At 66.4% G+C, this 24,796-nt stretch carries 20 protein-coding genes and 1 pseudogene; 2 read left to right on the top strand and 19 right to left on the bottom strand.

Translation table 11 applies throughout. The features are described 5' to 3' along the window. The first annotated feature begins 27 nt into the window (after nucleotides 1–27). A complete protein-coding gene (locus tag ACVW1B_RS23590) occupies nucleotides 28–315 on the top strand; it encodes a GIY-YIG nuclease family protein (protein ID WP_057015104.1) in 288 nt (95 codons plus the stop codon). A gap of 95 nt (nucleotides 316–410) precedes the next feature. Here the strand turns inward: ACVW1B_RS23590 and recN are convergent, their stop codons facing one another. The 9 genes and pseudogenes from recN to murB all read right to left on the bottom strand — a co-directional run bounded on the left by recN (nucleotide 411) and on the right by murB (nucleotide 11,128). Further along, entirely contained in the window at nucleotides 411–2,084 is a 1,674-nt protein-coding gene (recN, locus tag ACVW1B_RS23595) for a DNA repair protein RecN (RefSeq protein ID WP_310880675.1), read from the bottom strand. Nucleotides 2,085–2,097: 13 nt separating this feature from the next. Beyond that, nucleotides 2,098–3,006, bottom strand: coding sequence for an outer membrane protein assembly factor BamD (locus ACVW1B_RS23600; protein ID WP_028332540.1), 909 nt, complete (start codon nucleotides 3,004–3,006; stop codon nucleotides 2,098–2,100). Nucleotides 3,007–3,264: 258 nt separating this feature from the next. Further along, nucleotides 3,265–4,227 carry a UDP-3-O-acyl-N-acetylglucosamine deacetylase gene (lpxC, locus tag ACVW1B_RS23605; protein WP_310880676.1) on the bottom strand — a complete coding sequence of 321 codons (963 nt, stop codon included), beginning with the start codon at nucleotides 4,225–4,227 and terminating at the stop codon, nucleotides 3,265–3,267. A gap of 350 nt (nucleotides 4,228–4,577) precedes the next feature. Then, the gene (gene ftsZ / locus ACVW1B_RS23610) at nucleotides 4,578–6,368 is read right to left on the bottom strand and encodes a cell division protein FtsZ (RefSeq protein ID WP_092088690.1); all 1,791 of its coding nucleotides are present in this window, start codon (nucleotides 6,366–6,368) and stop codon (nucleotides 4,578–4,580) included. Between the two features lie 89 nt (nucleotides 6,369–6,457). Beyond that, entirely contained in the window at nucleotides 6,458–7,774 is a 1,317-nt protein-coding gene (ftsA, locus tag ACVW1B_RS23615) for a cell division protein FtsA (RefSeq protein WP_310880677.1), read from the bottom strand. Then, nucleotides 7,771–8,781, bottom strand: coding sequence for a cell division protein FtsQ/DivIB (locus ACVW1B_RS23620; protein ID WP_057015001.1), 1,011 nt, complete (start codon nucleotides 8,779–8,781; stop codon nucleotides 7,771–7,773). The genes ftsA and ACVW1B_RS23620 overlap by 4 nt, the downstream gene beginning before the upstream one ends. Further along, nucleotides 8,721–9,045 (bottom strand): annotated as a pseudogene (locus ACVW1B_RS23625) (D-alanine--D-alanine ligase); the annotation flags it as partial. The pseudogene ACVW1B_RS23625 and the gene ACVW1B_RS23620, both read right to left, overlap by 61 nt. A gap of 68 nt (nucleotides 9,046–9,113) precedes the next feature. Next, entirely contained in the window at nucleotides 9,114–10,100 is a 987-nt protein-coding gene (locus ACVW1B_RS23630; RefSeq protein WP_092088695.1) for a D-alanine--D-alanine ligase family protein, read from the bottom strand. A gap of 107 nt (nucleotides 10,101–10,207) precedes the next feature. Beyond that, complete coding sequence (gene murB, locus ACVW1B_RS23635; RefSeq protein ID WP_456822299.1) at nucleotides 10,208–11,128, bottom strand: UDP-N-acetylmuramate dehydrogenase; 921 nt, start codon at nucleotides 11,126–11,128, stop codon at nucleotides 10,208–10,210. A 20-nt stretch (nucleotides 11,129–11,148) separates the two neighbouring features. On the opposite strand from murB, the gene ACVW1B_RS23640 reads away from it, so the two are divergent. Further along, nucleotides 11,149–11,484: a GIY-YIG nuclease family protein gene (locus ACVW1B_RS23640; protein ID WP_310880713.1), complete on the top strand. Its 336-nt coding sequence runs from the start codon at nucleotides 11,149–11,151 to the stop codon at nucleotides 11,482–11,484. Between the two features lie 56 nt (nucleotides 11,485–11,540). Here ACVW1B_RS23640 and murC read toward each other — a convergent pair whose 3' ends face one another. From murC to rsmH, 10 genes are all read right to left on the bottom strand, one after another. Further along, nucleotides 11,541–12,944: a UDP-N-acetylmuramate--L-alanine ligase gene (murC, locus tag ACVW1B_RS23645; protein ID WP_310880679.1), complete on the bottom strand. Its 1,404-nt coding sequence runs from the start codon at nucleotides 12,942–12,944 to the stop codon at nucleotides 11,541–11,543. Nucleotides 12,945–13,064: 120 nt separating this feature from the next. Next, nucleotides 13,065–14,165, bottom strand: coding sequence for an undecaprenyldiphospho-muramoylpentapeptide beta-N-acetylglucosaminyltransferase (gene murG, locus ACVW1B_RS23650; RefSeq protein ID WP_456822300.1), 1,101 nt, complete (start codon nucleotides 14,163–14,165; stop codon nucleotides 13,065–13,067). 143 nt (nucleotides 14,166–14,308) lie between these two features. Beyond that, nucleotides 14,309–15,460: a putative lipid II flippase FtsW gene (ftsW, locus tag ACVW1B_RS23655; protein ID WP_028342184.1), complete on the bottom strand. Its 1,152-nt coding sequence runs from the start codon at nucleotides 15,458–15,460 to the stop codon at nucleotides 14,309–14,311. Nucleotides 15,461–15,708: 248 nt separating this feature from the next. After that, the gene (gene murD / locus ACVW1B_RS23660) at nucleotides 15,709–17,109 is read right to left on the bottom strand and encodes a UDP-N-acetylmuramoyl-L-alanine--D-glutamate ligase (RefSeq protein WP_456822301.1); all 1,401 of its coding nucleotides are present in this window, start codon (nucleotides 17,107–17,109) and stop codon (nucleotides 15,709–15,711) included. A gap of 109 nt (nucleotides 17,110–17,218) precedes the next feature. Continuing rightward, the gene (gene mraY, locus ACVW1B_RS23665) at nucleotides 17,219–18,325 is read right to left on the bottom strand and encodes a phospho-N-acetylmuramoyl-pentapeptide-transferase (protein ID WP_016846578.1); all 1,107 of its coding nucleotides are present in this window, start codon (nucleotides 18,323–18,325) and stop codon (nucleotides 17,219–17,221) included. 9 nt (nucleotides 18,326–18,334) lie between these two features. After that, on the bottom strand, nucleotides 18,335–19,768 hold the full coding sequence (locus tag ACVW1B_RS23670) for a UDP-N-acetylmuramoylalanyl-D-glutamyl-2,6-diaminopimelate--D-alanyl-D-alanine ligase (RefSeq protein WP_310880682.1): 1,434 nt from the start codon (nucleotides 19,766–19,768) through the stop codon (nucleotides 18,335–18,337). Next, nucleotides 19,765–21,222 carry a UDP-N-acetylmuramoyl-L-alanyl-D-glutamate--2,6-diaminopimelate ligase gene (locus ACVW1B_RS23675; protein ID WP_310880683.1) on the bottom strand — a complete coding sequence of 486 codons (1,458 nt, stop codon included), beginning with the start codon at nucleotides 21,220–21,222 and terminating at the stop codon, nucleotides 19,765–19,767. The genes ACVW1B_RS23670 and ACVW1B_RS23675 overlap by 4 nt, the downstream gene beginning before the upstream one ends. A 49-nt stretch (nucleotides 21,223–21,271) precedes the next feature. Beyond that, nucleotides 21,272–23,029, bottom strand: coding sequence for a peptidoglycan D,D-transpeptidase FtsI family protein (locus ACVW1B_RS23680; protein ID WP_253609923.1), 1,758 nt, complete (start codon nucleotides 23,027–23,029; stop codon nucleotides 21,272–21,274). 11 nt (nucleotides 23,030–23,040) lie between these two features. After that, nucleotides 23,041–23,490 (bottom strand): cell division protein FtsL, encoded by a 450-nt coding sequence (ftsL, locus tag ACVW1B_RS23685; protein ID WP_253625833.1) that lies wholly within the window; start codon nucleotides 23,488–23,490, stop codon nucleotides 23,041–23,043. Nucleotides 23,491–23,492: 2 nt separating this feature from the next. Continuing rightward, nucleotides 23,493–24,488 (bottom strand): 16S rRNA (cytosine(1402)-N(4))-methyltransferase RsmH, encoded by a 996-nt coding sequence (gene rsmH / locus ACVW1B_RS23690; protein WP_310880684.1) that lies wholly within the window; start codon nucleotides 24,486–24,488, stop codon nucleotides 23,493–23,495. Nucleotides 24,489–24,796 lie beyond the last annotated feature (308 nt).

The raw sequence follows: 24,796 nt of genomic DNA on the forward strand, positions 1-24,796 counted from the left end.
GGAATGACTGTGTGGGAAATGGGGCTCATGTCGTACTACGTGTACATTCTAGCAAGTCGACGAGACGGAGCAATCTATGTTGGGATCACCAACGATCTCGTGCGGCGGGTCTACGAACATCGAATGAAGGCCGTCCCAGGCTTCACGTCCAAATACAACATCACGCAGCTGGTTTGGTTCGAAATCTACGACGACCCGATCTCCGCGATATCACGCGAGAAGGAGCTCAAGAAGTGGAAGCGAGCCTGGAAGACGCAATTGATCGAAGCGAGCAATCCGCAGTGGAATGACTTGTACGAGTCGATCTGTACCTGAGGTGGTCATTCCGGGGCATCGCGCAGCGATGAACCCGGAATCTCGAGATTCCGGGTTCGATGCTTCGCATCGCCCCGGAATGACGAGGGGAGAGATTACGCTGTCGCCGCCCGGAGCAGCCGTTCCGCGGCCGCCCTCGCCTCCGCGGTGATCTCGGCGCCGGCCAGCATGCGCGCGATCTCCTCGCGGCGGTGGTCGGCGGCGAGCGCGTTGACGCGGGTGGCGACCCGCTTGCCCTTGTCGAGCGCGTCCTTGGAGATCAGGAGATGCTGGCTGGCGCGGGCGGCGACCTGCGGCGCGTGCGTCACCGCCATCACCTGCACCTTGCCGGCGAGGCGCGCCAGCCGCGAGCCGATCGCATCGGCCACCGCGCCGCCAACGCCGGTGTCGATTTCGTCGAACACCAAGGTCGGCGCCGAGCCGCGATCGGCCAGCACGACCTTGAGCGCCAGCAGGAAGCGCGACAGCTCGCCGCCGGAGGCGACCTTCATCATCGGCCCCGGCTTGGTGCCCGGATTGGTCTGCACCCAGAACTCGACACGGTCGATGCCCTGCGGCCCCGGCGCGGCCGCGTTGCTCTCGACCTGGGTCATGAACTTCGCGCGCTCGAGCTTGAGCGGCGCAAGCTCGGCGTTGACGGCCTTGTTGAGCTTCTCGGCGGCCTTGGTGCGCGCCGCCGACAGTTTGGCGGCAGCCGCCGCATAGCGCTTGTCGGCTTCAGCGGCGGCCGCTTCCAGCTTCTTCAGCTGGTCGGCGCCGGCATCGATCAGCGCGACGTCGCCGGCATATTGCGCCGCCAGCGCGGCCAGCAGATCGACCGGCGTCGAATATTTACGCGAGGCGGCGCGCAGCGCGAACAGCCGCTCCTCGATGCGCTCCAGCTCGGCCGGATCGAAATCGGTCGCCGCCAGCGCGGCGTTGAGGTGCTGGTCGGCTTCTTCCAGCGCGTTGATCGCAATATCGATCGCCTTGACCGCGGGCTCGATCAGCGCAGGCGCATTGGCGGCGCGCCGCTCCAGCCGCCGTACCGCGGCCGACAGCGACGCCACCGGCGAATGCGAACCGCCGATCGCCTCCTGCGCCTCGCGCAGATCGGTTGCGATCTTCTCGCCCTGCATCATGGTGGTGCGGCGACCCGCGAGCTCGGTCTCCTCACCTTCCTTCGGCGACAGCGTCTTCAATTCCTGCGAGGCATGGCGCAGATAGTCGGCCTCGCGCGCGGCGCGCTCCATGCCGGCGCGATGCTCGTCGAGATCGGCATTGGCGGTCCGCCTGATATCCCACAACGCTTCCAGCGCCGCGACCTCCTTCTCGTGTCCGGCGAAGGCGTCGAGCAGCTGGCGGTGGGTGGAGGCGTCGACCAGCGCGCGCTCGTCATGCTGGCCGTGGATCTCGACCAGCGCGGCACCGACCGCCTTCAGGGTCTGCACGCTGATCGCCTGATCGTTGATGAAGGCGCGGGTGCGGCCGTCGGCGAGCTGCACGCGGCGCAGGATCATCTCACCGGTGTCGTCGAGGCCGTTCTCGGCCAGGATGCCGGCCGCCGGATGCCCCTTCGGGACGTCGAACATGGCGGTGACCTGCCCCTGTTCGGCGCCGTGGCGCACCAGTCCGGCATCGCCGCGGCCGCCGAGCGCCAGCGCAAAGGCATCGAGCAGGATGGATTTGCCTGCGCCGGTTTCGCCGGTCAGCACCGCGAGGCCACGGGAAAATTCGATATCGAGCCGTTCGATCAGGACGATGTCACGGATCGACAGACGCGCCAGCATGCGAGGACAATTCCTAGCCGAGACCTATCTTCTTGAAGGTCCTGCTGATCCAGGATCCCTGATTCTCGCTCGGCTCGAGACCGCCGGACTTTACTAGATTATATGCGTCCTTGTACCAGCGGCTGTCTGGAAAATTGTGGCCGAGCACCGCGGCCGCGGTCTGCGCCTCGCCGGCGATGCCGATCGCCATGTAGGCCTCGGTGAGGCGGTAGAGCGCCTCCTCGACGTGGCGCGTGGTCTGGTACTGCGTGACCACGGTCTTGAAGCGGTTGATCGCGGCGGTGAAGTCGCGCTTGCCCATGTAATAGCGCCCGACCGCCATTTCCTTGCCGGCGAGCTGGTCGCGCGCAGCCTGGATCTTGGACTTGGCCTGGGTGGCGTATTCCGAGGTCGGATATTTGCGCACCACCTCTTCGAGCGCCGCGATCGCCTTCTCGGTACGGCTCTGGTCGCGCGAGATGTCCGGGATCTGGTCGAAATGCGATGCCGCGATCAGGTACTGGGCGTAGGACGCGTCCGGGCTGCCGGGATGCAGCGTGACGTAGCGGGTGGCAGAGCCGATGCAGCTGTCGTAGTCGCCCGCCTGGTAGAACGAATAGGCCGACATCAAGAGCGACTTGCGCGCCCAGTCGGAATAGGGATGCTGACGGTCGACTTCCTCGAACTTCTTCGACGCGGCCTTCAGGTCCTTCTTCTCGTTCATCATGTACAAGCCCTCATTGTAGAGCTTGTCCGCGGGCTCATCGACGAAGGTGTCGTCCTTGGCCATGAACTTGTCCCACAGCGCGCCGGTGCCGCAGCCGCTGAGCGGCATGGCCAGCACAATCAGGCCCGCCGCAAAACGCAGCGTGCGCGCGGCCTTGGTCAGGCCGGAGACGTCAGAAGAATTGCGTGATTCGAGCGCCATACGCATTGCCGACATGGATTTTAAAACCTGACGCCTTTGATGCGGTTAACGGCGACCCCACTCCACCCATGAACCGCGGTCATGGATGCAATATTTCCAGTGCCTTGACTGCCGTTACTCGCAACCGCAGGCCTGCTTAGCCGAAAAATGACCGTGGACCAACCGAATACGGAGCCATTCCGCCGGGAATAAGGCGACCCGACGAAGCTCACAGCCTGCTGTGGTTATTACGGAAATTGGGCCCGACCGGCCAGGCGATCAGGACTTGGGCGATCAGGACACGTCCGGGCCATAGGCCGGGGCGACGAGACCGCCCACGGTGCCTGCACCGGCTTCGACATGGCCACGGGCCGGCCGCCGAGCCGTCTCCGATTCGACCACCCGCCAAGCGCTGCGGTCGGCGAGCAGCGCCTTCAGCACCGCGTTGTTGAGCTTGTGGCCGCCTCGTACCGAACGGTAGCTGCCGAGCAGCGGCAGGCCGGCCAGCGCCAGATCGCCGATCACGTCGAGCACCTTGTGGCGGGCGCATTCGTCGGCGTAGCGCAGGCCCTCGGCGTTGAGCAGACGGGCCTCGTCGAACACCACGGTATTGTCGAAGGACGCGCCGAGCGCGAAGCCTGCACCCCACAGCCGCGCGACGTCGCTCATGCAGCCGAACGTGCGGGCCCGTGCGACCTCGCGGCGGAAACCTTCCGGCGACAGATCGAAGGAGAAGGTCTGGCGGCCAATCACCTGGTTGGTGAAATCGATCTCGACTTCGGCGCGGAACCCGCCGGCGAACGGACGCAGCTCGCCGACCGATTCGCCGATCTTGACATTCACCGACTTCAAAACCTGGATGAAGCGGCGGACGCCGGGCTGGGTCACAATGCCTGCCTGATCGATGGCCGCGACGAACGCTGCAGCGCTGCCGTCCATGATCGGAACTTCCGCGCCGTCGACTTCGATGGTGGCGTTGTCGACGCCCATGCCGCGCAGCGCCGCGAGCACGTGCTCGGCGGTGGAAACCAGCGGCCCTTCGCGGTCACCCAGCACCGTCGCGAACTCGGTCGCGATCACCGCATCGGCGGTAGCCACGACTTCGCGGTCGGAACCGTCGAGACCCGTGCGGACAAAAATAAAACCCGCATCAACAGGTGCAGGTCCCATGGTGAGACTGACAGGAAGACCGGAATGAACGCCTACGCCAGTCACGGTGGCTTGCGACCGAAGCGTTGTTTGACGGCTGAACTTCATTCGATAATGCCCACTACCCGACTTCACTCAATTCAAGTGGCCAAATTTCCCCAAGGCCGACTCGCTTGAGCTCCCCAAGTCACGGCAGACCATAGTCACGGCCCTAAACCGCGCCAACTCACGCTTCTTTACCGATTGTTACCCCATCTCCGCCGCATTCACGCCCAAGGTAAACCAAACTACGGCAGCGAAAGCGGTCCTCGGCGACGCGCCATCTGACCACCGAAAGAATAATTAATCATTTAAAATCAGTTGCTTGTTCATCCGGCGCGATCGCCTGCCCGCGCCAAGGAAAAGGCCCCGGCGGTTCCCCGCCGAGGCCTTCTTCGTGGCCAAGATTGTAACAAACTTCAGTTTGCCTGCCGGCGCAGGAAGGCCGGGATATCAAGATGGTCGTCGCCCTGTGGCGCCGGGGCAACAGGTGCCTGGCGGCCATGAGCGTCCAGACCCTGCGGCGCTGGGCGCTTTGCATATTCGGATACCGGCGATTCGTTCGCCGAGATCTGCTGGGCGACGCTACGGGCCGGCTTGCGCTCGGGCAGCGGCGGCATCGTCGGCATGGCCGGACCGGAAGAACGGGCCGCGATCGGCGGCTCGGTCTCTTCGTCGCGGCGGCCGAGGCCGACATTGGCCAGTCGCTGCAGCAGCGACAGGCGGGTCTTCTGCGGGTGTTCCGGTTCGCCGTCACCGCTGGCCTGGCGGATTTCGGCCTGCGCCGGCATCGGCAGATCCTCGAACTTCGGCATCCGCGGAGCACGGACCGGCGACCGTTCCGCCGCCTGCGGGATGAAGGTCTCGGGCGGCATCGGCTCATGCTGCTCGGCCCGGGCGGCCTCGTGGTCCGGGAACAGCGAGGGCTTCTGGGCAATCGGCCGCACGGTGACGTCACCGTAGGAGGCCGGCTGCATCGGCGCCTGGGCGGCCGGCGCGCTGTCGGGAGCAACCGCGGCGGCGATCGCCGCAAGCGCGGCGCGCTCGACGGCCGGACGCTGCTGCGGAGCGGCGGGAGCTGCAATCGGGGCGACCGTCACGCCGGTCGGCGGTTCCAGCTTCTGGGCACGTTCGGCCATCCGCTGATTGTCGGCACGCAGGCGGGCGGTCAGATCGGCCAGCCGGCTCTCCGGCGAACCGCCCGACTGCTGCGCGGCGGGAGCCTGGGCGCGGGAGGCGATCGCGGCCTGCTCGATACCGGTTGCGACCACCGAGACGCGAATGACGCCGTCGAGCGATTCGTCGAAGGTGGCGCCGACGATGATGTTGGCGTCTGCGTCGACCTCTTCGCGGATGCGGGTGGCGGCTTCGTCGACCTCGAACAGGGTCAGGTCCTTGCCGCCCGTGATCGAGATCAAGAGGCCGCGGGCGCCCTTCATCGAGCTGTCGTCGATCAGCGGGTTGGCGATCGCGGCTTCCGCGGCGGTCAGCGCGCGCTTCTCGCCGGTGGCTTCGCCGGTGCCCATCATCGCCTTGCCCATTTCACGCATCACGGCGCGGACGTCGGCGAAGTCGAGGTTGATCAGACCTTCCTTGACCATCAGGTCGGTGATGCAGGCGACGCCCGAGTACAGCACCTGGTCGGCCATCGCGAAGGCGTCGGCGAAGGTGGTCTTCTCGTTGGCGACCCGGAACAGGTTCTGGTTCGGAATGATCAGCAGCGTGTCGACCACCTTGTGCAGCTCGGCGATGCCGTGCTCGGCGGTGCGCATGCGGCGCTGACCTTCGAAGTGGAACGGCTTGGTCACCACGCCGACGGTGAGGATTCCCATCTCGCGCGCGGCCTTGGCGATCACGGGTGCAGCACCGGTGCCGGTGCCGCCGCCCATGCCGGCGGTGACGAACACCATGTTGGCGCCGGTGAGGTGATCGCGCAGCTCGTCCATCACCTCCTGCGCGGCCGCAGCGCCGACGTCGGGCTGCGAACCGGCGCCGAGGCCCTGGGTGACCTGGGTGCCCATCTGCACGATGCGCTGCGCCTTCGACATGGTCAGCGCCTGCGCGTCGGTGTTGGCGACGACGAAGTCGACGCCCTGCAACCCGGCGGTGATCATGTTGTTGACGGCATTACCACCCGCGCCGCCGACGCCGAAGACGGTGATCCGCGGTTTCAGCTCGCTGATGTCAGGGGGTGTCAGATTGAGTGCCATGGTTGCCTCTCTCGATTATGCGCGCGTTGGTTCGTCCCGGCCGCTGGCCGCCGGAGCTGGTGAAAATGCAGTGAGCCGGGGTGCGGTCATCAGAAGCCCTCGCGAAGCCATCGTCCGACCTTTCCGAAGTAACCGTCTGTCCCTGTCCTGAGCTGCCGCGTGCGCCGCGGTTCGACATGTTCAAGATGTGCGTATTGCGGATAGACCAGGAGGCCCGTCGGCACCGAGAATGAGGCGCCCTTCGCCTCGTTCGGCAGCCGGCCGAAGCCGAGCGGACGGCCGATGCGGACCTGACGGTTCAGGATGCGGGTGGCAAGCTCGACGGTGCCGGTGAGCTGCGAGGCGCCGCCGCTCAACACGATGCGCGCCCTCGGCTCTGCCGCAAAGGGGGAATCCGCGAGCCGGTCACGGACCATTTCGAAAATCTCCTCGGCGCGATGCCGGACAATGTTCGCAATCGTGGCGCGGGACACGATTTGCGGTGTCTCCCGATCATCGCCTGCAGTGGGAACGGACATCAGCTCGCGCGAGTCCGAACCGCCGGTCAGCACCGTGCCGTATAAGGTCTTGATTCGCTCGGCATCCGCAATGCACGCGCCGATGCCGCGCGCAAGATCCATCGTGATGTGTTGTCCGCCCAGCGCAAATCCGGATGCGTGCACGAGACGTCCGCCGGAGTATGTCGCGATCGTGGTCGATCCCGCGCCCATCTCGACGACGGCAGCGCCGAGATCGGCCTCGTCATCGGTCAGCACCGAGAGGCCCGCGACATAGGGGCTCGACGCCATGGCTTCGACGTTGAGATGGCAGCGCTCGACCACCAGCATCAGGTTCTTGGCAACCGTCGCGTCCGACGTCACCACGTTCATGTCGACGCCGAACTGGCGCGCCACCATGCCTCGGGGATCGCGGATGCCCTTGACGCCGTCGAGTGCGTAGCCGACCGGCAGCGCGTGCAGCACGGTGCGGCCCGCGCCGGCGGCGTGGCGCATGCCGGCGGACGTGACGCGGCTGATATCGTCCGAGGTCACCGAGCCGCCGCGGATATCGGCCGCGGCCTCGACCAGCTGGCCGTGCTGCCGGCCGCCGGAGACCGACAGCAGGACGGATTCGACACGGACCTTGGCCATGCGCTCGGCCAACGCCACCGCGTGGCGCACCGCCTTCTCGCATTCGGCGAGATCGACCACGGAGCCGGCCTTGACGCCGCGCGACTGAATCTGGCTGTAGCCGATCAATTCGACCGCATGGGTGCGTCCGCGCAGCGCCTCGTTCGGCGGCGATGGCCTCAGCCGCGCGATCATGCAGGCGATCTTGCTGGAGCCGACATCGAGCGAAGCCACCATCGCGGTGCGCTTCTGCATCGGGCGGGTCTTCGGGGTCAGGTTGCGATCGAGGCCGGTCATGCGGAGTCACCGGCCTTCTTCTTGGACTTCTTGTCCTTGAACAGTTCGTCGCGCGCCTTGCCGGCGTCCTCCGACAATTGCACGATCAGCCGATCGGGCAGGCGCATGTCGACGGCGACAATGTCGCGCGAGAACAGCTTCTCGTCCTTGTCGAGCCTGGAGAGCGCAGCGAGCGCGTTGCCGACGTCGTTCTCCGGCAGGCGGACGTCGAGACCGTCCTTGAGGCGCAGGTTCCAGCGCCGCTCGCCGACGAAGATCGCGGCCTTGGTCACCGAACGGACCTGCGGATAACGGTCGAGCAGCGCCAGGAAGTCGTGGGCCCTGACGTCGGCGCCCTTGCCGACCACCAGCGGCAGATTGAGGAAGCGGCGCGAGACGTAGGGCTCGAGCACCGCGCCGTCGGAGGCGATCACCGACAGGCGGCCGTTCTGCTGCCACAGCGCGAAGGCGGTGCGCTCGACGATGTCGATCTGCAGCCGGCCCGGATAGAGCTTCAGGATCGTGGCATCCGCGATCCAGGGATTGGCCTTCAGCTTGGCGCGCACGGTGTCGGCGTCGAGGAACAGCAGCGAGGAGCGGCCGTTGACGCCGCCGATCGCGAGCACCTCGTCCTGGCTTAGCTGCTTGCGGCCGTTGATGCCGACGGTGGTGATGCGGAAGCCGGCGGTATTGGCAAGCGCGTTGCGGGCATCGCTGAGCGCGGTGGTGAATTCCTCGACATGACCACCTTTGACGATGCCAAGGCCCAGGCTGCCGAACAGGATCGCGAGCGTCGCGACCAGCCCGATGCGGCGCGGCAGATAGCGTTCGACCATCAGGATGTAGCGGTTCGGCGGCTCGCGATCGATGATGACTTGCGGCCGCTTGGCGGGACGCCGCCTGCGGCGTGCGAGATGGGCGCCGACATACTCGCGCAGTAGCACCGCCGCTCCAATAGCGGCTGCTCTCAGGTCAGCTTGAGGCCCCAGCGATCGCAGCGATCGGGTGAGGCGTCCTGCACCATCCATTGCACGAGCTCGTCACATGTTGCGCCCGCAAACCCCGCGGGTCCCGGCACAAATCACGTCTCGGCTAGACCGGTGGGATTAGAGTGGCCCCCTGTTCCCTGGTTGCGATCCTCGAAGCGGTAATCCGCGACAGCTCACGCCCCGGCAGCCAAGCGCTACATGCGCCGCCAGCGTTAACCTTCGGGCTTCCTGGTAAACAAAGGGTAAATGACTTCGGCCTGGAGCGTGTTTTGACCAACGCTGTGAGTACTTTGCCGCGAACTCGTTAGCATTTTAGCAACAGCGCCCGGGTTCCATCCGGCCGACCAGGGCGGGTTCCCCCCGGCCGGGCATTAACTTCGGACGCGGCGGCGGGCCAGCTCGATCTGGTCGGTGAGGAAGTCGGCAAAGGCGATACCCTGTGCTTTCAAGGCCTTAGGGTACAGTGATGCCGCGGTGAGCCCCGGCAGAGTGTTGGTCTCGAGATAGACCGGGCCATTGGCCGAGACGATGAAATCGCTGCGCGAGTAGCCGGTGCAGGACAGCGCGCGGTGCGCCCGCAGCGCATGGTCCATGATCGCGGCGCTGACCTCGGGCGCGAAGCGGCCGGGACAGATCTCCTGGGTCGACTTCAGCAGGTATTTGGCTGTGTAGTCGAAGGTTCCCTCCCCCGGCACGATCTCGATCGGCGGCAGCGCGAACACGGAGCCGTCGGACTGCTCGAGCACGCCGCAGGTCGCCTCCACGCCCGACACGAACGGCTCGATCAGATACTCTTCATGCTTCGCGGCATTGCGGACCGCGACGAGATCCTGCTTCGCGTTGACGAAGATCAGCCCGTAGCTCGATCCGTCCTTGGCGGGTTTTGCAATCAGCTTGCCGTGTTTCGCAAAGGCGTCATCGATCTGTTCGACATTGATGCCCTGCGGCGCGTTGAGGCCTGCGATCGCGGCGAAACGCTTTGCCGACGGCTTGTCGAACGCCAGATGCGACGACGCCGAGCCGGAGCCGGTGAACGCGACATTGCGCATCTCGCACATCGCCTGCAATTCGCCATTCTCGGCGCGGCCGCCGTGCAGGCCGAACACCAGCACGCGCTGCTCGGCGCCCGCCTTGTCGAGCGCCTGGTCGAGTGCGATGCCGCGACCGTCGGGTTTGAAGTCGACCTCGAACGGACGCGTGTGGCCGAGCAGTTTTTCCGACGTCACCGCGTGCACGGTGTCGTCGACGTCCCAGAACCAGAGGTCCGCGTCGGGCAGCGCGCGGTGCAGCGCCTGCGTGCTCGCCACCGAGACCAGCCGCTCCTTGTTGGTGCCGCCGAACAGAATGGTCACCTGCATCTTCTTTGCCTGTCTTCGCTGCTTCCGTCATTCCGGGATGGTCCGAAGCACCAGACCGGACTCTCGAGATTCCGGGTTCGATGCTGCGCATCGCCCCGGAATGACGACTACGATGAATTTCCGATCCGCTTGATTTCCCAGTATAGCTCAATTCCGCTGCTTTGCTTGACCCGTTCACGCACCGTCTCGCCGAGCGTCTCGATGTCGTGCCCGGTAGCGTTGCCGGTGTTGATCAGGAAATTGCAGTGCATCTCTGACACCTGCGCGCCGCCTATTTTGAGGCCGCGACAGCCGGCGGCATCGATCAGCTTCCAGGCGCTGTTGCCGGGCGGATTCTTGAAGGTCGAGCCGCCGGTCTTCTCGCGGATCGGCTGCGCGGTCTCGCGATGGCCCTGCACCTCGTTCATGCGGGCGCGGATCGCCTCAGCATCGGTGATCGTGCCGCGGAAGCGCGCCGAGGTGAACACGATCGACGGATCGGCGCCGCTGTTGCGGTAGACGAACTTCATGTCGGCATTGTCGAACGTATGCTTCGTTCCGTCGCGGCCGATGCCGGTGGCCTCGATCAGCACGTCCTTGGTCTCGCCGCCGTTGGCGCCGGCATTCATGCGCAGCGCGCCGCCGACCGTGCCGGGAATGCCGAAGAAGAATTCCATCCCGCCGATGTCAGCAGACGCAGCCGTCTCGGCGACGCGCTTGTCGAGCGCCGCAGCGCCGGCGGTGACGACATCGCCGGCCGCGCTGGTCTCTCCGAACGCGCGCGGCGCGAGCCGGATCACGACGCCGGGCATGCCGCCATCGCGCACGATCAGATTGGAGCCGACGCCGACGACATAGACCGGCAATTCCTGCGGCAGGCGCTTCAGGAAATATGCGAGGTCATCTTCATCTGCCGGCGTGAACAACACCTGTGCCGGGCCGCCGACGCGAAACCAGGTCAACTCGGCCAGCGACTGGTTCGCCAGCAGCCGCCCGCGCAGCTCCGGCATCGCGGCTTTCAGGTCGGGCGTGATGTCGGGGAAGGTCATGGGTGACCTCTCCATCCGTCATGGCCGGGCTTGTCCCGGCCATCCACGTCTTGCAGTATCTCCACATGGAAGGGGGATACGTTTATTTTCTGACCAACCGTCCGAACGGCGTGCTCTACGTCGGGGTAACGAGCGATCTCGTCCGCCGGATATTCGAGCACCGTTCCGGCTTCGTCGATGGCTTCACCAAGCGATACGGACTGAAGCGACTCGTCTACTTTGAGCACTTTGACGGCATCCATACAGCCATCCAGCGCGAACACACCATCAAGCATTGGCCGCGCGCTTGGAAGATCCGCAAGATCATCGCGGCGAACCCGAACTGGGAAGACCTGTACGACACGATAGTGCAGTGAGGACGTGGAGGGCCGGGACAAGCCCGGCCATGACGTGGATGGATACGAGGCCATCATCACCCCAGCGCCTTCAATTCGCCGGGCAGTGCGTAGGCCCATTGCGTGATGTTGCCGGCGCCGAGGCAGACGACGAGGTCGCCGGGCTTGGCGAGGCCGTGGACGATCTTCGCGAGCTCGCCCGCGTTCGGCAGCGGGACAACGTTGCGATGGCCGTGGGCGCGCAGGCCGGCGGCGAAATGGTCGCGGTCGACGCCGGCGATCGGCGCCTCGCCGGCCGGATAGACCTCGGCGACCACGACCGCATCGGCGTCGTTGAAGCAGGTGCAGAATTCCTCGAACAGCGATTGCAGGCGGGTGTAGCGATGCGGCTGCACCACGGCGACGATCTTGCCGTTGACGGATTCCCGCGCCGCCCTCAGCACGGCTGCGATCTCGACTGGATGATGACCGTAATCGTCGATCACGGTGATGCCGTTGGTCTCGCCGGTCTTGGTGAAGCGCCGCTTGACGCCGCCGAAGCCGGCCATGGCCTGGCGGATGACGTCGTCGGACACGCCAAGCTCGTGCGCGACTGCGATCGCGGCCGTCGCATTCGATGCGTTGTGGCGCCCCGGCATCGGCAGCATGATATCGGCGATCTCGTGGACCGCGCCGGACTTGCGATCGCGGATCGCGACCGAGAATTTCGAGCCGCCACCCATCGGCGTCAGCTCCTTGAGCTGCGCATCGGCCTGCGGGTTCTGGCCGTAGGTGATGATGCGGCGGTCTTCGATCTTGCCAACGAGCGTCTGCACCACCGGGTGATCGGTGCACATCACGGCAAAGCCGTAGAACGGGACGTTCTCGACGAAATTGCGGAACGCGTCCTGGATCGCCTCGAAGGTCTTGAAGTGATCGAGATGCTCGGGGTCGATATTGGTGACGATGACGACATCGGACGGCAGCTTCAGGAAGGTGCCGTCGCTCTCGTCGGCTTCGACCACCATCCAGTCGCCGGCACCGAGCCGCGCGTTGGAGCCATAGGCGTTGATGATGCCGCCATTGATCACGGTCGGGTCGAGCCCGCCGGCGTCGAGCAGGGTCGCCACCATCGTCGTCGTGGTGGTCTTGCCATGGGTGCCGGCGATCGCGACGCAGCTCTTCAGCCGCATCAGCTCTGCCAGCATCTCGGCGCGCCGCACCACCGGAATGCGTCGCGCGCGGGCCGCCATCAGTTCGGGATTGTCGCGCTTGATCGCAGTCGAGACCACGACGACATCGGCGCCGTCGACATTCTCGGCGGCGTGGCCGACCGAGACCTTGGCGCCCTTCTTGCGCAAGCGGTCGAGGTTGTAATTGTCCGAAGCATCGGAACCCTGCACGGTGTAGCCGAGATTGATCAGCACCTCGGCGATGCCGCTCATGCCGATGCCGCCGATCCCGACGAAGTGAATGGGTCCGATCTCGCGCGGCAGTCTCATGATGCTAACACCTTCATCGTCTCCGGACTCACACCGGCAATTCTCCGACTTATGAAAGACTGATATGGCCGGGACAAGCCCGGCCATGGCGTCCCACGGCCGAAATTCCTCGAAAGCGGCCTAAATTCCGGCCACTTTCGCCACCAGATCGGCCAGCCGCTCGGCGGCATCGAGCCGGCCGACGCCGCGCGCCGACGCCGCCATCGCGGTCAGTTTCACGGGCTCGGTGGCGAAGGCCGAAATCTCGGCGGCCAGCCGCTCGGGCGTGAAGTCGCCCTGCGCGATGCGCAGCGCGCCGTTCGCCTGCGACAACACACCGGCATTGGCAAACTGGTCCTGATCGATCGCGCCCGGCAGCGGCACCAGGATCGAGGGCCGGCCGATCGCGGCGAGCTCGGCGACCGTGCCGGCGCCCGAGCGCGAGATCACGAGCTGGCTCGAGGCGAGGCGCGCCGGCAGGTCGGCGAAGAACGGCGCGAGCTCGGCATTGATCTTGAGCCGATCGTAGACCGCGCTCACCCGATCCATGTCTTCCTCGCGCACCTGCTGGGTGATGATCAGGCGGCTCCACAGCGCGGGCGCGAGCTGCTCGATCGCCGGCGGCACGATATCGCTCATCACCCGCGCGCCCTGGCTGCCGCCGACGACGAGCAGGCGCAGCGGACCGTTCGCCTCGGGCGGCGTGTACTTCACTGCCGCAGCCGCAAGGATCGCCGGCCGCATCGGCGTGCCGACCGTGGTGGCCTTGCCGGCAAGCGCGGGATCGCGATCGAGCACGCCGGGCAGCGAGGTCGCGATCGCGCTGACGCGGCCGGAGAGGAAACGATTGGCGCGGCCGAGCACCGCATTGGCGTCGTGGATGATGCCGGGAACGCCGAGCAGCCGCGCCGCCATCAGCGGCGGCAAGGTCGGGTAGCCGCCGAAGCCGACCACGGCCGCGGGCTTCAGCCGCCGCACCAGACTGGCGGCGACCAGCGTGCCGTAGCCGAGCATCAGCGCGGTGCGCGCCAGCGAGATCGGGTTGCGGCTGCGCACGGTCGCGCTCGGCACGAGGTCGATGCTCTCCCGGCCGAACAGGCCGGAATAGCGCAGCGCGCGGCCGTCGGTGGCGAGCCGGACGCGCAGGCCACGCCTGATCAATTCCACGGCGAGCGCTTCGGCCGGGAACAGATGGCCGCCGGTGCCACCGGCCGCCAGCAGAATCAGGGGCGCGTTGTCCATGGCCGCCTTTTTACATCGTCATTGCGAGCGAAGCGAAGCAATCCATCGCCCCGCAGAACGGCGGGATGGATTGCTTCCGCCTTCGCCGAGGCTTCGGCGGACAAGTCGTCGCTTCGCTCCTCGCAATGACAACAAGGGTTCACCTACGCGTAGGCGCGCTGAGCGCTGGCGCCTTCCATCGATTCGATCTCGGTGCGCGGCCGCTGCCGCGTCAGCGCCAGCATCATGCCGACGCCATAGGCAAGCGACACGAACGAGGAACCGCCGTAGGAGATGAACGGCAGCGTCATGCCCTTGGCCGGAATCAATTGCAGATTGACCGCCATGTTGATGGTCGCCTGCACGCCGAACAGGATCGCAAGCCCCGAGGCTGCGAAGCGCGAGAACATGTCCTCGGTGGCATAGGCGCGGGTCAGCGTGCGGATCACGATGAAACCGAACAGCGCGACCAGCATCAAGCAGAGGATGATGCCGAACTCCTCCGCCGCGACCGCGAACACGAAGTCGGTGTGGCTGTCCGGCAGGCTGCGCTTGGCGATGCCCTCGCCCGGCCCCAGGCCGAACCAGCCGCCGTTCCAGAACGCCTCCATCGCGGTGTCGACCTGGAAGGTGTCGCCGGAGGCGGGATTCATGAAGCGCTTGATGCGGCCGGCGACGTGCGGCACCAGCAGATAGGCGCCGAACAGGCCCGCGCCCGCCGCGCCGGCGAGCCCGAACACCCAGATCATCCGCATGCCCGCGATGAAGAACAGCGCGCCCCACACGGTGAGGATCAGCATGGTCTGACCGAAGTCGGGCTCCATCACCAGCAGCGTGACCAGCGTCAGCAACAGCACCAGCGCCATCGAGGTCGCCGGCATCTCCGGCCGCTTGGTCGATTCCGCAAATAGCCAGGCAGCGACGATGACGAAAGAGGGTTTTGCGGCTTCGGAGGCCTGGATGTTGACGCCGAGCAGCGTGATCCAGCGCCGCGAGCCCTTGACCTCGGGTCCGATCAGCAGCGTCAGCACGATCAGCGCGATCGAGACCGCGAACACGATCAGCGCGGTGCGCCGGATCTGCCGCGGCGTCATGAACGAGACGCCGATCAGCACCATCAGCGACGGCACCAGGAACATGACGTGGCGGTTGAAGAAGTGGAACGGATCGAGCCCGATCCGGGTCGCCACCGGCGGGCTCGCCGCCAGCGACAGGATGACGCCGGCCAGCATCAACGCGGCGATCGCGACAAGCAGCAGCTTGTCGACGGTCCACCACCAGTCCGAGAACGGGGTGCGTTGGTCACGGGCGAGCATGGGCGTCCCCAGATGGCAGAGATAACGTCCATTCGTGGCGCAGGATGGTTTCCAAGGGGTTAACGGGATGGGTAACTTTTGAGGGAGGTGAATGAGCCCCCATCCCGACGTCGTCCTGGCGAAAGCCAGGACGACGATGAGGATGGTTCTCGCGCGATACGACGCACCGTCACTGCGTACTTCATCTCGGTGTCATCGCCCGGCACCGAACGGCGGATTACGCTGTGCCAATCCGCCCTACGTGATCGTCACACCACCGGCTTCACGCCCGGCAGCGCCTGCACGATGTCGCGGAAGGCGGCACCGCGGATTTCGAAATTGCGGTACTGGTCGAACGAGGCGCAGGCCGGCGACAGCAGCACAACGGCTTCCGCGAGCCCCGACGCCTCGGCATCGCGCGCGGCGCTGGCGATCGCGACGTCGAGCGTGCCGGACATGTCGTGCGGGACGCGCTCGCCCAGCGTGCCGGAGAAGTCGGCCGCCGCCTCGCCGATCAGATAGGCCTTGCGGATGCGCGGGAAATATTCGGTCAGGCTGGTGATGCCGCCGGCCTTCGGCTTGCCGCCGGCGATCCAGTAGATGTCGGCAAACGACGACAGCGCATGCGCGGCCGCATCCGCATTGGTGCCCTTGGAGTCGTTGACGAACAGCACGTTGCCGCGGCGGCCGACCTGCTCCATGCGATGCGCGAGACCCGGGAAGCTGCGCAGGCCGTTCTGCAAGACGTCGGTCGCGATCCCCATCGCCAGCGCGCAGGCCGAGGCGCAGGCGGCGTTCTGCGCATTGTGCAGGCCGCGCAGCGAGCCGATGCCGCCCAGCCGCGCGATCTCGCCGCGCGCCGCGCCCGAGGCACGCACGATGGTCTCGTGCTCGACATAGAGACCGTCGGGCAGCGGGTTCTTCACCGAGATGCGCACCACGCGCTTGCCGGCGCGATCGAGCCGGTCGGCGATGTTGCGGCACCAGATGTCGTCGACGCCTGTTATCGCGGTGCCGCCGGCCTGTACGCCGGCGACCAGCCGCTCCTTCACCGCGGCGTAATGCTCGAGCGTGCCGTGGCGGTCGATGTGATCCTCGCTGATGTTGATCAGGATACCGACCGACGGATCGAGCGACGGTGCGAGGTCGATCTGGTAGGACGACATCTCGATCACATGGACACGACCCATGCGCGGCGGCTCCAGCGACAGGATCGCGGTGCCGATATTGCCGCCCATCTGGGTGTCGTAGCCGGCGACCTTCATCAGATGCGCGATCAGCGCGGTGGTGGTCGATTTGCCGTTGGTGCCGGTGATGGCGACGAACGGCGCGTTCGGCGCGTGGCGGCGCCGCTCGCGGCAGAACAGTTCGACGTCGCCGATCACCTCGCAGCCCGCCTCGCGCGCCTTCAGCACGCTCCAGTGCGGCGCCGGATGGGTCAGCGGCGCGCCCGGGGTCAGGATCAATGCGGCGAAATTCGCCCACGACACGGTGCGCAGATCGGCGGTGGTGAAGCCGGCCTGCGCCGCCCTGGCGACGTTGTCGGCATTGTCGTCGGCGGCGATCACCTCGGCGCCACCGGCCTTCAGCGCCTGGCAGCTCGCGAGCCCGGAGCCGCCGAGCCCGAACACCGCGACCGTCTTGCCGGAGAAGGAGGTGACCGGGATCATGTCTATCTCCCTGTCATTCCGGAAACCGCGCAGCGGTTATCCGGAATCTCGAGATTCCGGGTTCTCGCTGCGCGAGCCCCGGAATGACAGTCAATGGGATGCGAAACCATCAGCGCAGCTTCAGCGTCGACAGGCCGGCGAGCGCCAGCATCACCGAGATGATCCAGAACCGGATCACGATCTGCGGCTCGGTCCAGCCCTTCTGCTCGAAATGATGGTGCAGCGGCGCCATCCGGAACACGCGCTTGCCGGTGAGCTTGAACGAGGTGACCTGGACGATGACCGAGACCGCCTCCAGCACGAACAGGCCGCCGATCACGGCGAGCACGATCTCGTGCTTCACCGCAACCGCCGTCGCGCCGAGCATGCCGCCGAGCGCCAGCGAACCGGTGTCGCCCATGAAGATCGAGGCCGGCGGCGCGTTGAACCAGAGGAAGCCGAGGCCCGCGCCAAGCACCGCGCCGCACAGCACCGCCAGTTCGCCGGTGCCGGCGACGTAATTGATCTGCAGGTAATCCGAGAACACCGCGTTGCCGGTCAGATACGAGATCATGCCGAAACTTGCGGCGGCAATCATCACGGGCACGATGGCAAGACCGTCGAGGCCGTCGGTGAGATTCACCGCGTTGCCGGCGCCGACCATCACGAAGGCGCCGAAGATCACGAAGAACCAGCCGAAATTGATCACGAGGTCCTTGAAGAACGGAATCACGAGCGAGGTCGACGACACGTCGCGCCCGAGCCGGACCAGCGCGTAGGTGGCGGCAAGCCCGATCGCGGCCTCGATCAGCAGCCGCAGCTTGCCGGCGAAGCCGCTGTGCGACTGCTTTGTGACCTTCAAATAATCGTCATAGAAGCCGACGAAGCCGAAGCCGAGCGTCACCGCCAGCACGATCCAGACATAGGGATTGAGCGGATTGGCCCAGAGCAGCGTCGACACCACGAGCCCGGACAGGATCATGAGCCCGCCCATGGTGGGCGTGCCCTTCTTGGAGATCAGATGCGACTGCGGACCATCGGTGCGGATCGGCTGGCCCTTGCCCTGCCGCAGCCGCAGGTGATCGATGATCCAGGGCCCGAACAGAAACACGAACAATGCGCCGGTCACCATCGCGCCGCCGGTGCGGAAGGTGATGTAGCGGAACACGTTCAAAGCGCTGCGGAACGCCCCAAACCCCGGAACGGTGTTGGACAGTTCGATCAACCAGTAGAACATTCGAGGGTCCTATACCGCTTCTTCGTGCGCGGCCCTGTCGGGGAAGCGTTTTTCCAGCGCGCTGACAATCAGCTTCATCTTCGATCCCAGCGAGCCCTTCACCATGATCACGTCACCGGCACGGACCGCGGCGACCGCCTGCGCTTCGAGCGCCGCCGAACTCTCGGCATAGCCTCCCCGCTTGCCGGTGGAAAGGGCATCCCACAGATTCCGCATCAGCGGACCACAACAATATACGAGGTCGATGCGGTTGGCGGTCACGGCCTCGTTGAGGCCGCGGTGCAGTTCGGGCCCGGTCGGCCCGAGCTCGAGCATGTCGCCGAGCACCGCGATGCGGCGGCCATGCGGCCCGGTCTGGGCCTGACCGAGCACGTTCAGCGCGGCGCCCATCGAGGCCGGGTTGGCGTTGTAGCTCTCGTCGATCAGCATCGCCTCGCCATGGCCGACCTCGAGGGTGCGACGGAAGCCGCGGCCGGTCGGCGCCTCGAGCTGCGACAGCGACAGCGCCGCGCGCGCGATATCGGCGCCGAGCAGCGAAGCGCCGGCGAGCACCGCGAGCGAGTTCATCGCCATGTGCCGGCCGGGCATGCCGATCTTGTAGGTGATGTCGTGATCCAGAATATCCGCATGCACCGCCGAGCAGGTCGCGTGCAGCGACAAGTCGAGCAGCCGTGCTTCGGCGCGCTTGTCGGCGCCGAACGAGACGATGCGCGAGATGCCGGCCTGCTTGGCCTGCTTCTGCAGCCGCGCGAATTGCCCGTTGTCGCGGTTGAGCACGACGGCGCCACCGGGCTCGAGCCCTGCGAAGATCTCCGCCTTGGCGTCGGCGATCGCCTCGATGCCGGCGAAGAATTCCAGATGCACCGGCTCGATCGTGGTGATGATTGCGACGTGCGGGCGCACCATCTTCACCAGCGGCGTGATCTCGCCGGCATGGTTCATGCCGATCTCGAACACCGCAAAGCGCGTGCTGGCCGGGCAGCGCGCCAGCGACAGCGGCACGCCCCAGTGATTGTTGAACGACGCCACCGACGCATGGGTCTCGCCCTGCGCCGACAGCACGCGGCGCAGCGCCTCCTTGGTCGAGGTCTTGCCGACCGAGCCGGTCACCGCGACGATCTGCGCGTTGAGCCGCGCGCGCGAGGCATGCGCGAGCTCGACGAGGCCGGCGAGCACGTCGTCGACCACCAGCAGCGGCGCATCAGTGGGAAACTTTGCCCGTTGCGCGGTCTCGACCACCGCGAGCCCGGCACCGGCCCTCAGCGCCGCCTCGACAAAGGCATGGCCGTCATGGACGTCGCCCTTGATCGCAAAATACGCCTCGCCGGGCGCGATGGTGCGGCTGTCGATCGAGAGACCGGTGACGCCGCCCGGCAGCGCGCCTTGCGTGGCGGCGCGCATCGCCGTCGCCATCGCATCCGAGGTCCACAACATCGTGCTCATGCGCCCTCCGCAGCCAGTGCACTGGCGACCGCTTCATGATCGCTGAACGGCAGCGTCGTGTTGCCGACGATCTGCCCGACCTCGTGGCCCTTGCCGGCGACGACCAGCGCATCGCCCGGCGCGAGGCCGGCAATGCCGGCGCGGATCGCCGCGGCGCGGTCGCCGATCTCGCGCGCGCCCTTCGCCGTCGCCAAGATCGCGGCGCGGATCGCCTCCGGCTTCTCGCTGCGCGGATTGTCGTCGGTGACGATGACCTGATCGGCATTCTCGGCCGCGATCGCGCCCATGATCGGACGCTTGCCGGCGTCGCGGTCGCCGCCGGCGCCGAAGATCACGACCAGCTTGCGCCTGGCATAGGGCCGCAGCGCCTGCAGCGCCTTGGCGAGTGCGTCGGGCTTGTGGGCGTAATCGACGAAGATCGGCGCGCCATTGTGCTCGCCGACGAATTCCAGCCGACCCTTGGCGCCTTCGAGATGTTCGAGGCAGCCGAACACGTCATCGGCGGCGCTGCCGGTGCCGATCGCGAGCCCGGCCGCGACCAGCGCATTCTCGATCTGGAATTCGCCGACCAGCGGCAGCCGGATCGCATATTTGCGCCCGCGGTGCTCGATCAGGAGCCGCTGGGCAAAGCCTTCGATGGTGGCATCGAGGAGCTTGATGCCATCGCCTGCATCGGCGTTGCGCCCGACCGCGATGATGCGCAGGCCGCGCGAGCGCGCCGCATCGATCACCTCGCCCGAACAGTCATGATCGGCCGAGATCACCGCGGCGCCGTCTGGTGCGACGAGATCGCGGAACAACCGGAGCTTTGCATTGAGGTAATGTGCGACATCGGGATGATAATCCATATGGTCGCGCGACAGATTGGTGAAGCCGCCGGCCGCGATGCGCACGCCGTCGAGACGATACTGGTCGAGGCCGTGCGAGGACGCCTCGAACGCCAGATGGGTAACGCCGTCGCTCGCGATCTCGTCGAGCTGGCGATGCAGCGCGATCGGATCCGGCGTGGTCAGCGAGCCGTAGACCGTGCGCTTGTCCGAGACGAGGCCGATGGTGCCGATGCTGGCGGAGGAATGACCGAGCCGCTGCCAGATCTGGCGCGTGAACGCTGCGACCGAGGTCTTGCCGCTGGTGCCGGTCACCGCCGCGATCGTTGCCGGCTGGCGCGAAAAGAATTTGGCCGCGGCGAGCGCCAGCGCGCGGCGCGGATTCGGCGTGATGACGAAGGGAGCGCGGGCGTGACCTTGCGGCAGATGGTCGCTGGCGACCGCGACCGCGCCGGCGGCAATCGCCGCATCGACGAAGCGCGCGCCATCGGTCCTGCTGCCGGCCAGCGCGAAGAACAGATCGCCCGGCTTCACCGCGCGGCTGTCGACCGCAAGCCCTCCGACAATGAGCGAGGAGGCACTCGGATCGATCGTGGCATCATCGCTGAAGAGGTCGCGAAGTCTCATGATCTTCCAGTCTGGCCGGCGCCGTTCTGGCGCCGCGTGAGTATACGCCTTACTGGGTTGTTCTGGATGCCGCAAGAATAAGGCGGTCGGACGGCGGCAGGTCGAATCGCGGTTCAACGCCCAAAAGCGGCGCAATTCGGGCGATCACATTGCCGCCGGTCGGCACCGCATTCCAGCCCGAGGTGATGAACCCGTAGGTTTCCTTCAGGGGCTGTGGCTCGTCGAGCATGATCAGAAGCTGGTATTTAGGATTGTCGGCGGGCAGGATCGCGGTGAAGGCGTTGAGCACGCGCTTCTTGGCGTAGCGGCCGTTGATCACCTTCTCCGCGGTGCCGGTCTTGCCGCCGATATAGTAGCCCTTGACGTCGGCCTTCTTCGCGGTGCCGATCTCGGCATTGAGCCGCATCAGATAGCGCATCTTGTCCGAGGTCTCGGGCTTGATGACGCGCTTGGCGAGCGCCATCGCCTCCTGCTCGGTGCGCTTCAGGAAGGTCGGCGGAATCAGGTAGCCGCCGTTGACCAGCGCGTCGATACCCATCACCGCCTGCAGCGGCGCCACCGCGATGCCGTGACCGAACGAGATGGTGACGGTGTTCAGTTCGCCCCACTTCTTCGGCACGATCGGCGACGCGCTCTCCGGCAATTCGGTGCGCAGCCGCTCGAGCTGGCCCATCTTGCGCAGGAACGCCTTGTGCGCGTCGACGCCCATCGCCAGCGCAATGCGCCCGGCGCCGATGTTGGAGGAATAGTAGAACACCTCCTTCATGTTGATCATGCGGCCCATGTTGTGATCGTCATGGATCGCAAACTTGCCGTAGTGCAGCGGGCCACGCGCATCCCACATCGAGTTGAGGTCGAACCGGCCGCTATCCAGCGCCATCGCCAGCGTGAACGCCTTGAAGGTCGAGCCCATCTCGTAGACGCCGGTGGTCAGGCGGTTGATGCGATCGGGATCGTGCGCCTCCTTCGGATTGTTCGGATCGAAATCCGGCAGCGACACCATCGCCACGATCTCGCCGGTGCGCACGTTGGAGACCAGCCCGGAGGCGGCCTTGGCCTTGAACTTCTCTTTCGCCTTGAGCAGTTCGTCGCGCAGCGCGTGCTCGACGCGCAGGTCGACCGACAACTCCACCGGCTTCTGCAGCCGGTCGGTGGCGAAACCCGCGCGATGCAGATCGGCCAGCCCGTTGCTGTCCAGCCACTTCTCCATGCCGGCGATGCCCTGGTTGTCGATGTTGACGAGGCCGATCAGGTGGGCGACCTCGTTGCCGGTCGGATAGACGCGCTTGTTCTCGCGCAGGAAGCCGACGCCGGGAAGGCCGAGGCGATGGATGTCGTTCTGCTGCTTCGGCGTGATCTCGCGCTTCAGCCAGACGAAGCCCTTGCGCGACGACAGGCGGTCGCGCACCTCGCTGGTGTCGAGATCGGGCAAGGCTCCGGTCAAGAGCTCGATCGCCTCGTCCTTGTCGATCAGCCGGCGCGGCTCGGCGAACAGGCTCGGCGCCTTGACGTCGGTGGCGAGGATTTCGCCGTTGCGGTCGGTGATGTCGGGCCGCGCGGTCGCGATGGCGTCCTGCGAGGCGGTGCGGCGCGCGCCGTGGCTGTCGGCGCCGACGGCGAACAGCACCAGCCTCCCCGCCAGCACGCAATAGACCGCGGCGAAAGCGAGGATGGCAAGACCAACGCGCGCGCGCGCCTTGGCGGCGCGGTCGACATTGCTGCCATACAGCAGCGTGCGGATCAGCCGCTGGTTCCAGGGCTCGGCGGGTTTCACGGCCGGTGTGTTGGCGGGTGCCGGATCGGTCATGGCTGGTCCCGTCATTGCTGGTCTCCCCCGCCCTGCCCGGAGTCTTCGGGCGCAGGCTGGTCGGCGGCCGGCTGGTCGGTCGCCGCCTTGTCGATCGATCCGGTGGTGCTGTCGGGCGCCGCGGCGGCCTCGATGGTGTCGATCATCGCGCCGATCGGATCGCGCGAACCGGGCCGCGTGAAGCTCGGCGGCCGCTCCGGCAGGTTCTTCAGGGAATCGTACTGGTTGGCGTTGACCGGCTTCAGCGGCAGATGGCGCTCGGCGAGGCCCTGCAGTCGGAGCGGCGCATCGAGCTTGGCCCATTCGGCGCGCAACGCGGCGATCGCATTGCGCTGCTCGCGGATCTCGGCGTTGAGCTGCAGCACGCGTTCGACGCGCGCGGTCGATTCCATCTTGATGCGGTAGACATAGGACGCCGCGAAGATCAGCATGCCGATGACGAGGAGATGGAGAAGGCGCATCGTCACCCTCCCCGCTTCAGGTCGGACAGCCGCGGCCATGACGGCAGGTCGTCGTCGGCGTGCATCGGCGCCGCGGTGCGCTCGGCGGCACGCAGCTTGGCCGATCGCGCGCGCGGATTGGCGGCAAGCTCGGCCTCATCGGGCGTCACCGGCCGCTTGGTCAGGATCTGAAAGCTCGGCGCCGCTTGCGCCATTTCGGGCAAATGCCGTGAGCCGGCGGAGACCTTGCCGCGCAGGCTGAGGAAATTCTTGACGATGCGGTCTTCCAGCGAATGGAACGAAACCACGACGAGCCGGCCGCCCGGCTTCAGCACGCGCTCGGCCGCTGCGAGCGCCAGATAGAGCTCATCGAGCTCCTCATTGACGAAGATGCGCAGCGCCTGAAAGGTCCGCGTCGCCGGATGGATCTCGTTCGGCTTGGCGCGCACGACCTTCGCGACGATATCGGCAAGCGCGTCGGTCGTCGTGATCGGCGCGTCCTTGCGCGCGGCGACGATGGCGCGGGCAACGCCGCGCGAATGCCGCTCCTCGCCGAAGATATAGATGATGTCGGCGAGCTGTTTCTCGGAAGCGGTCGCGACCACGTCGGCCGCGGTCGGGCCGCTCTGGGCCATCCGCATGTCGAGCGGACCGCCGAGGCGGAACGAGAAGCCGCGTTCGGCCTGGTCGAGTTGCATCGAGGAGACGCCGACATCCATCACGACGCCGTCGACCTTATCCGCCCCCTGTGCCGCGCAGACCTCGGCAAGATTGGAGAAGCGGTCCTCGACCAGCGTCAGCTGTCCGCCCGCGCCGTCGACCAGATCGAAGCCGCTGGTTATCGCGGTGCGGTCGCGGTCGATGCCGATCACGCGGGTCTCGGCGACATCGAGGATCGCCCGGCTGTAGCCGCCGGCACCGAAGGTCGCGTCGACATAGATGCCGCCGGCGCGCGGCGCGAGATACGCGACCGCCTCGCGGCCCAGCACCGAAATGTGACGCGGCGCACGCTCGCTCATGCGCCGCTCCCGGGCGGGGCCGCGTAACTGGCATGCAAGCTGGGTGCGCGCCGACTCATTGCGCCTCGAATCCTCGCGCCCAGAGCCCTCTTCGTTCCGATTGGACCGGAACGGGGCTCTGGATTCCTGTCCTAACGCGTTTTCTTCACGCGAACCGGTATCCACTTCGCTCGAAAACGCGTGAAAAAGCCGCTGCGTGACGCCAGCGCCAACTCCCGTCCTCGGCCGCAAATCCTGATATCCGACCGGAATTGGGAGGGTTTCCATGGGATTTCGCGCAAACAGCGGGGCTCAGCGTCCTTGGGCCG

Source organism: Bradyrhizobium sp. USDA 4502 (assembly GCF_054063355.1).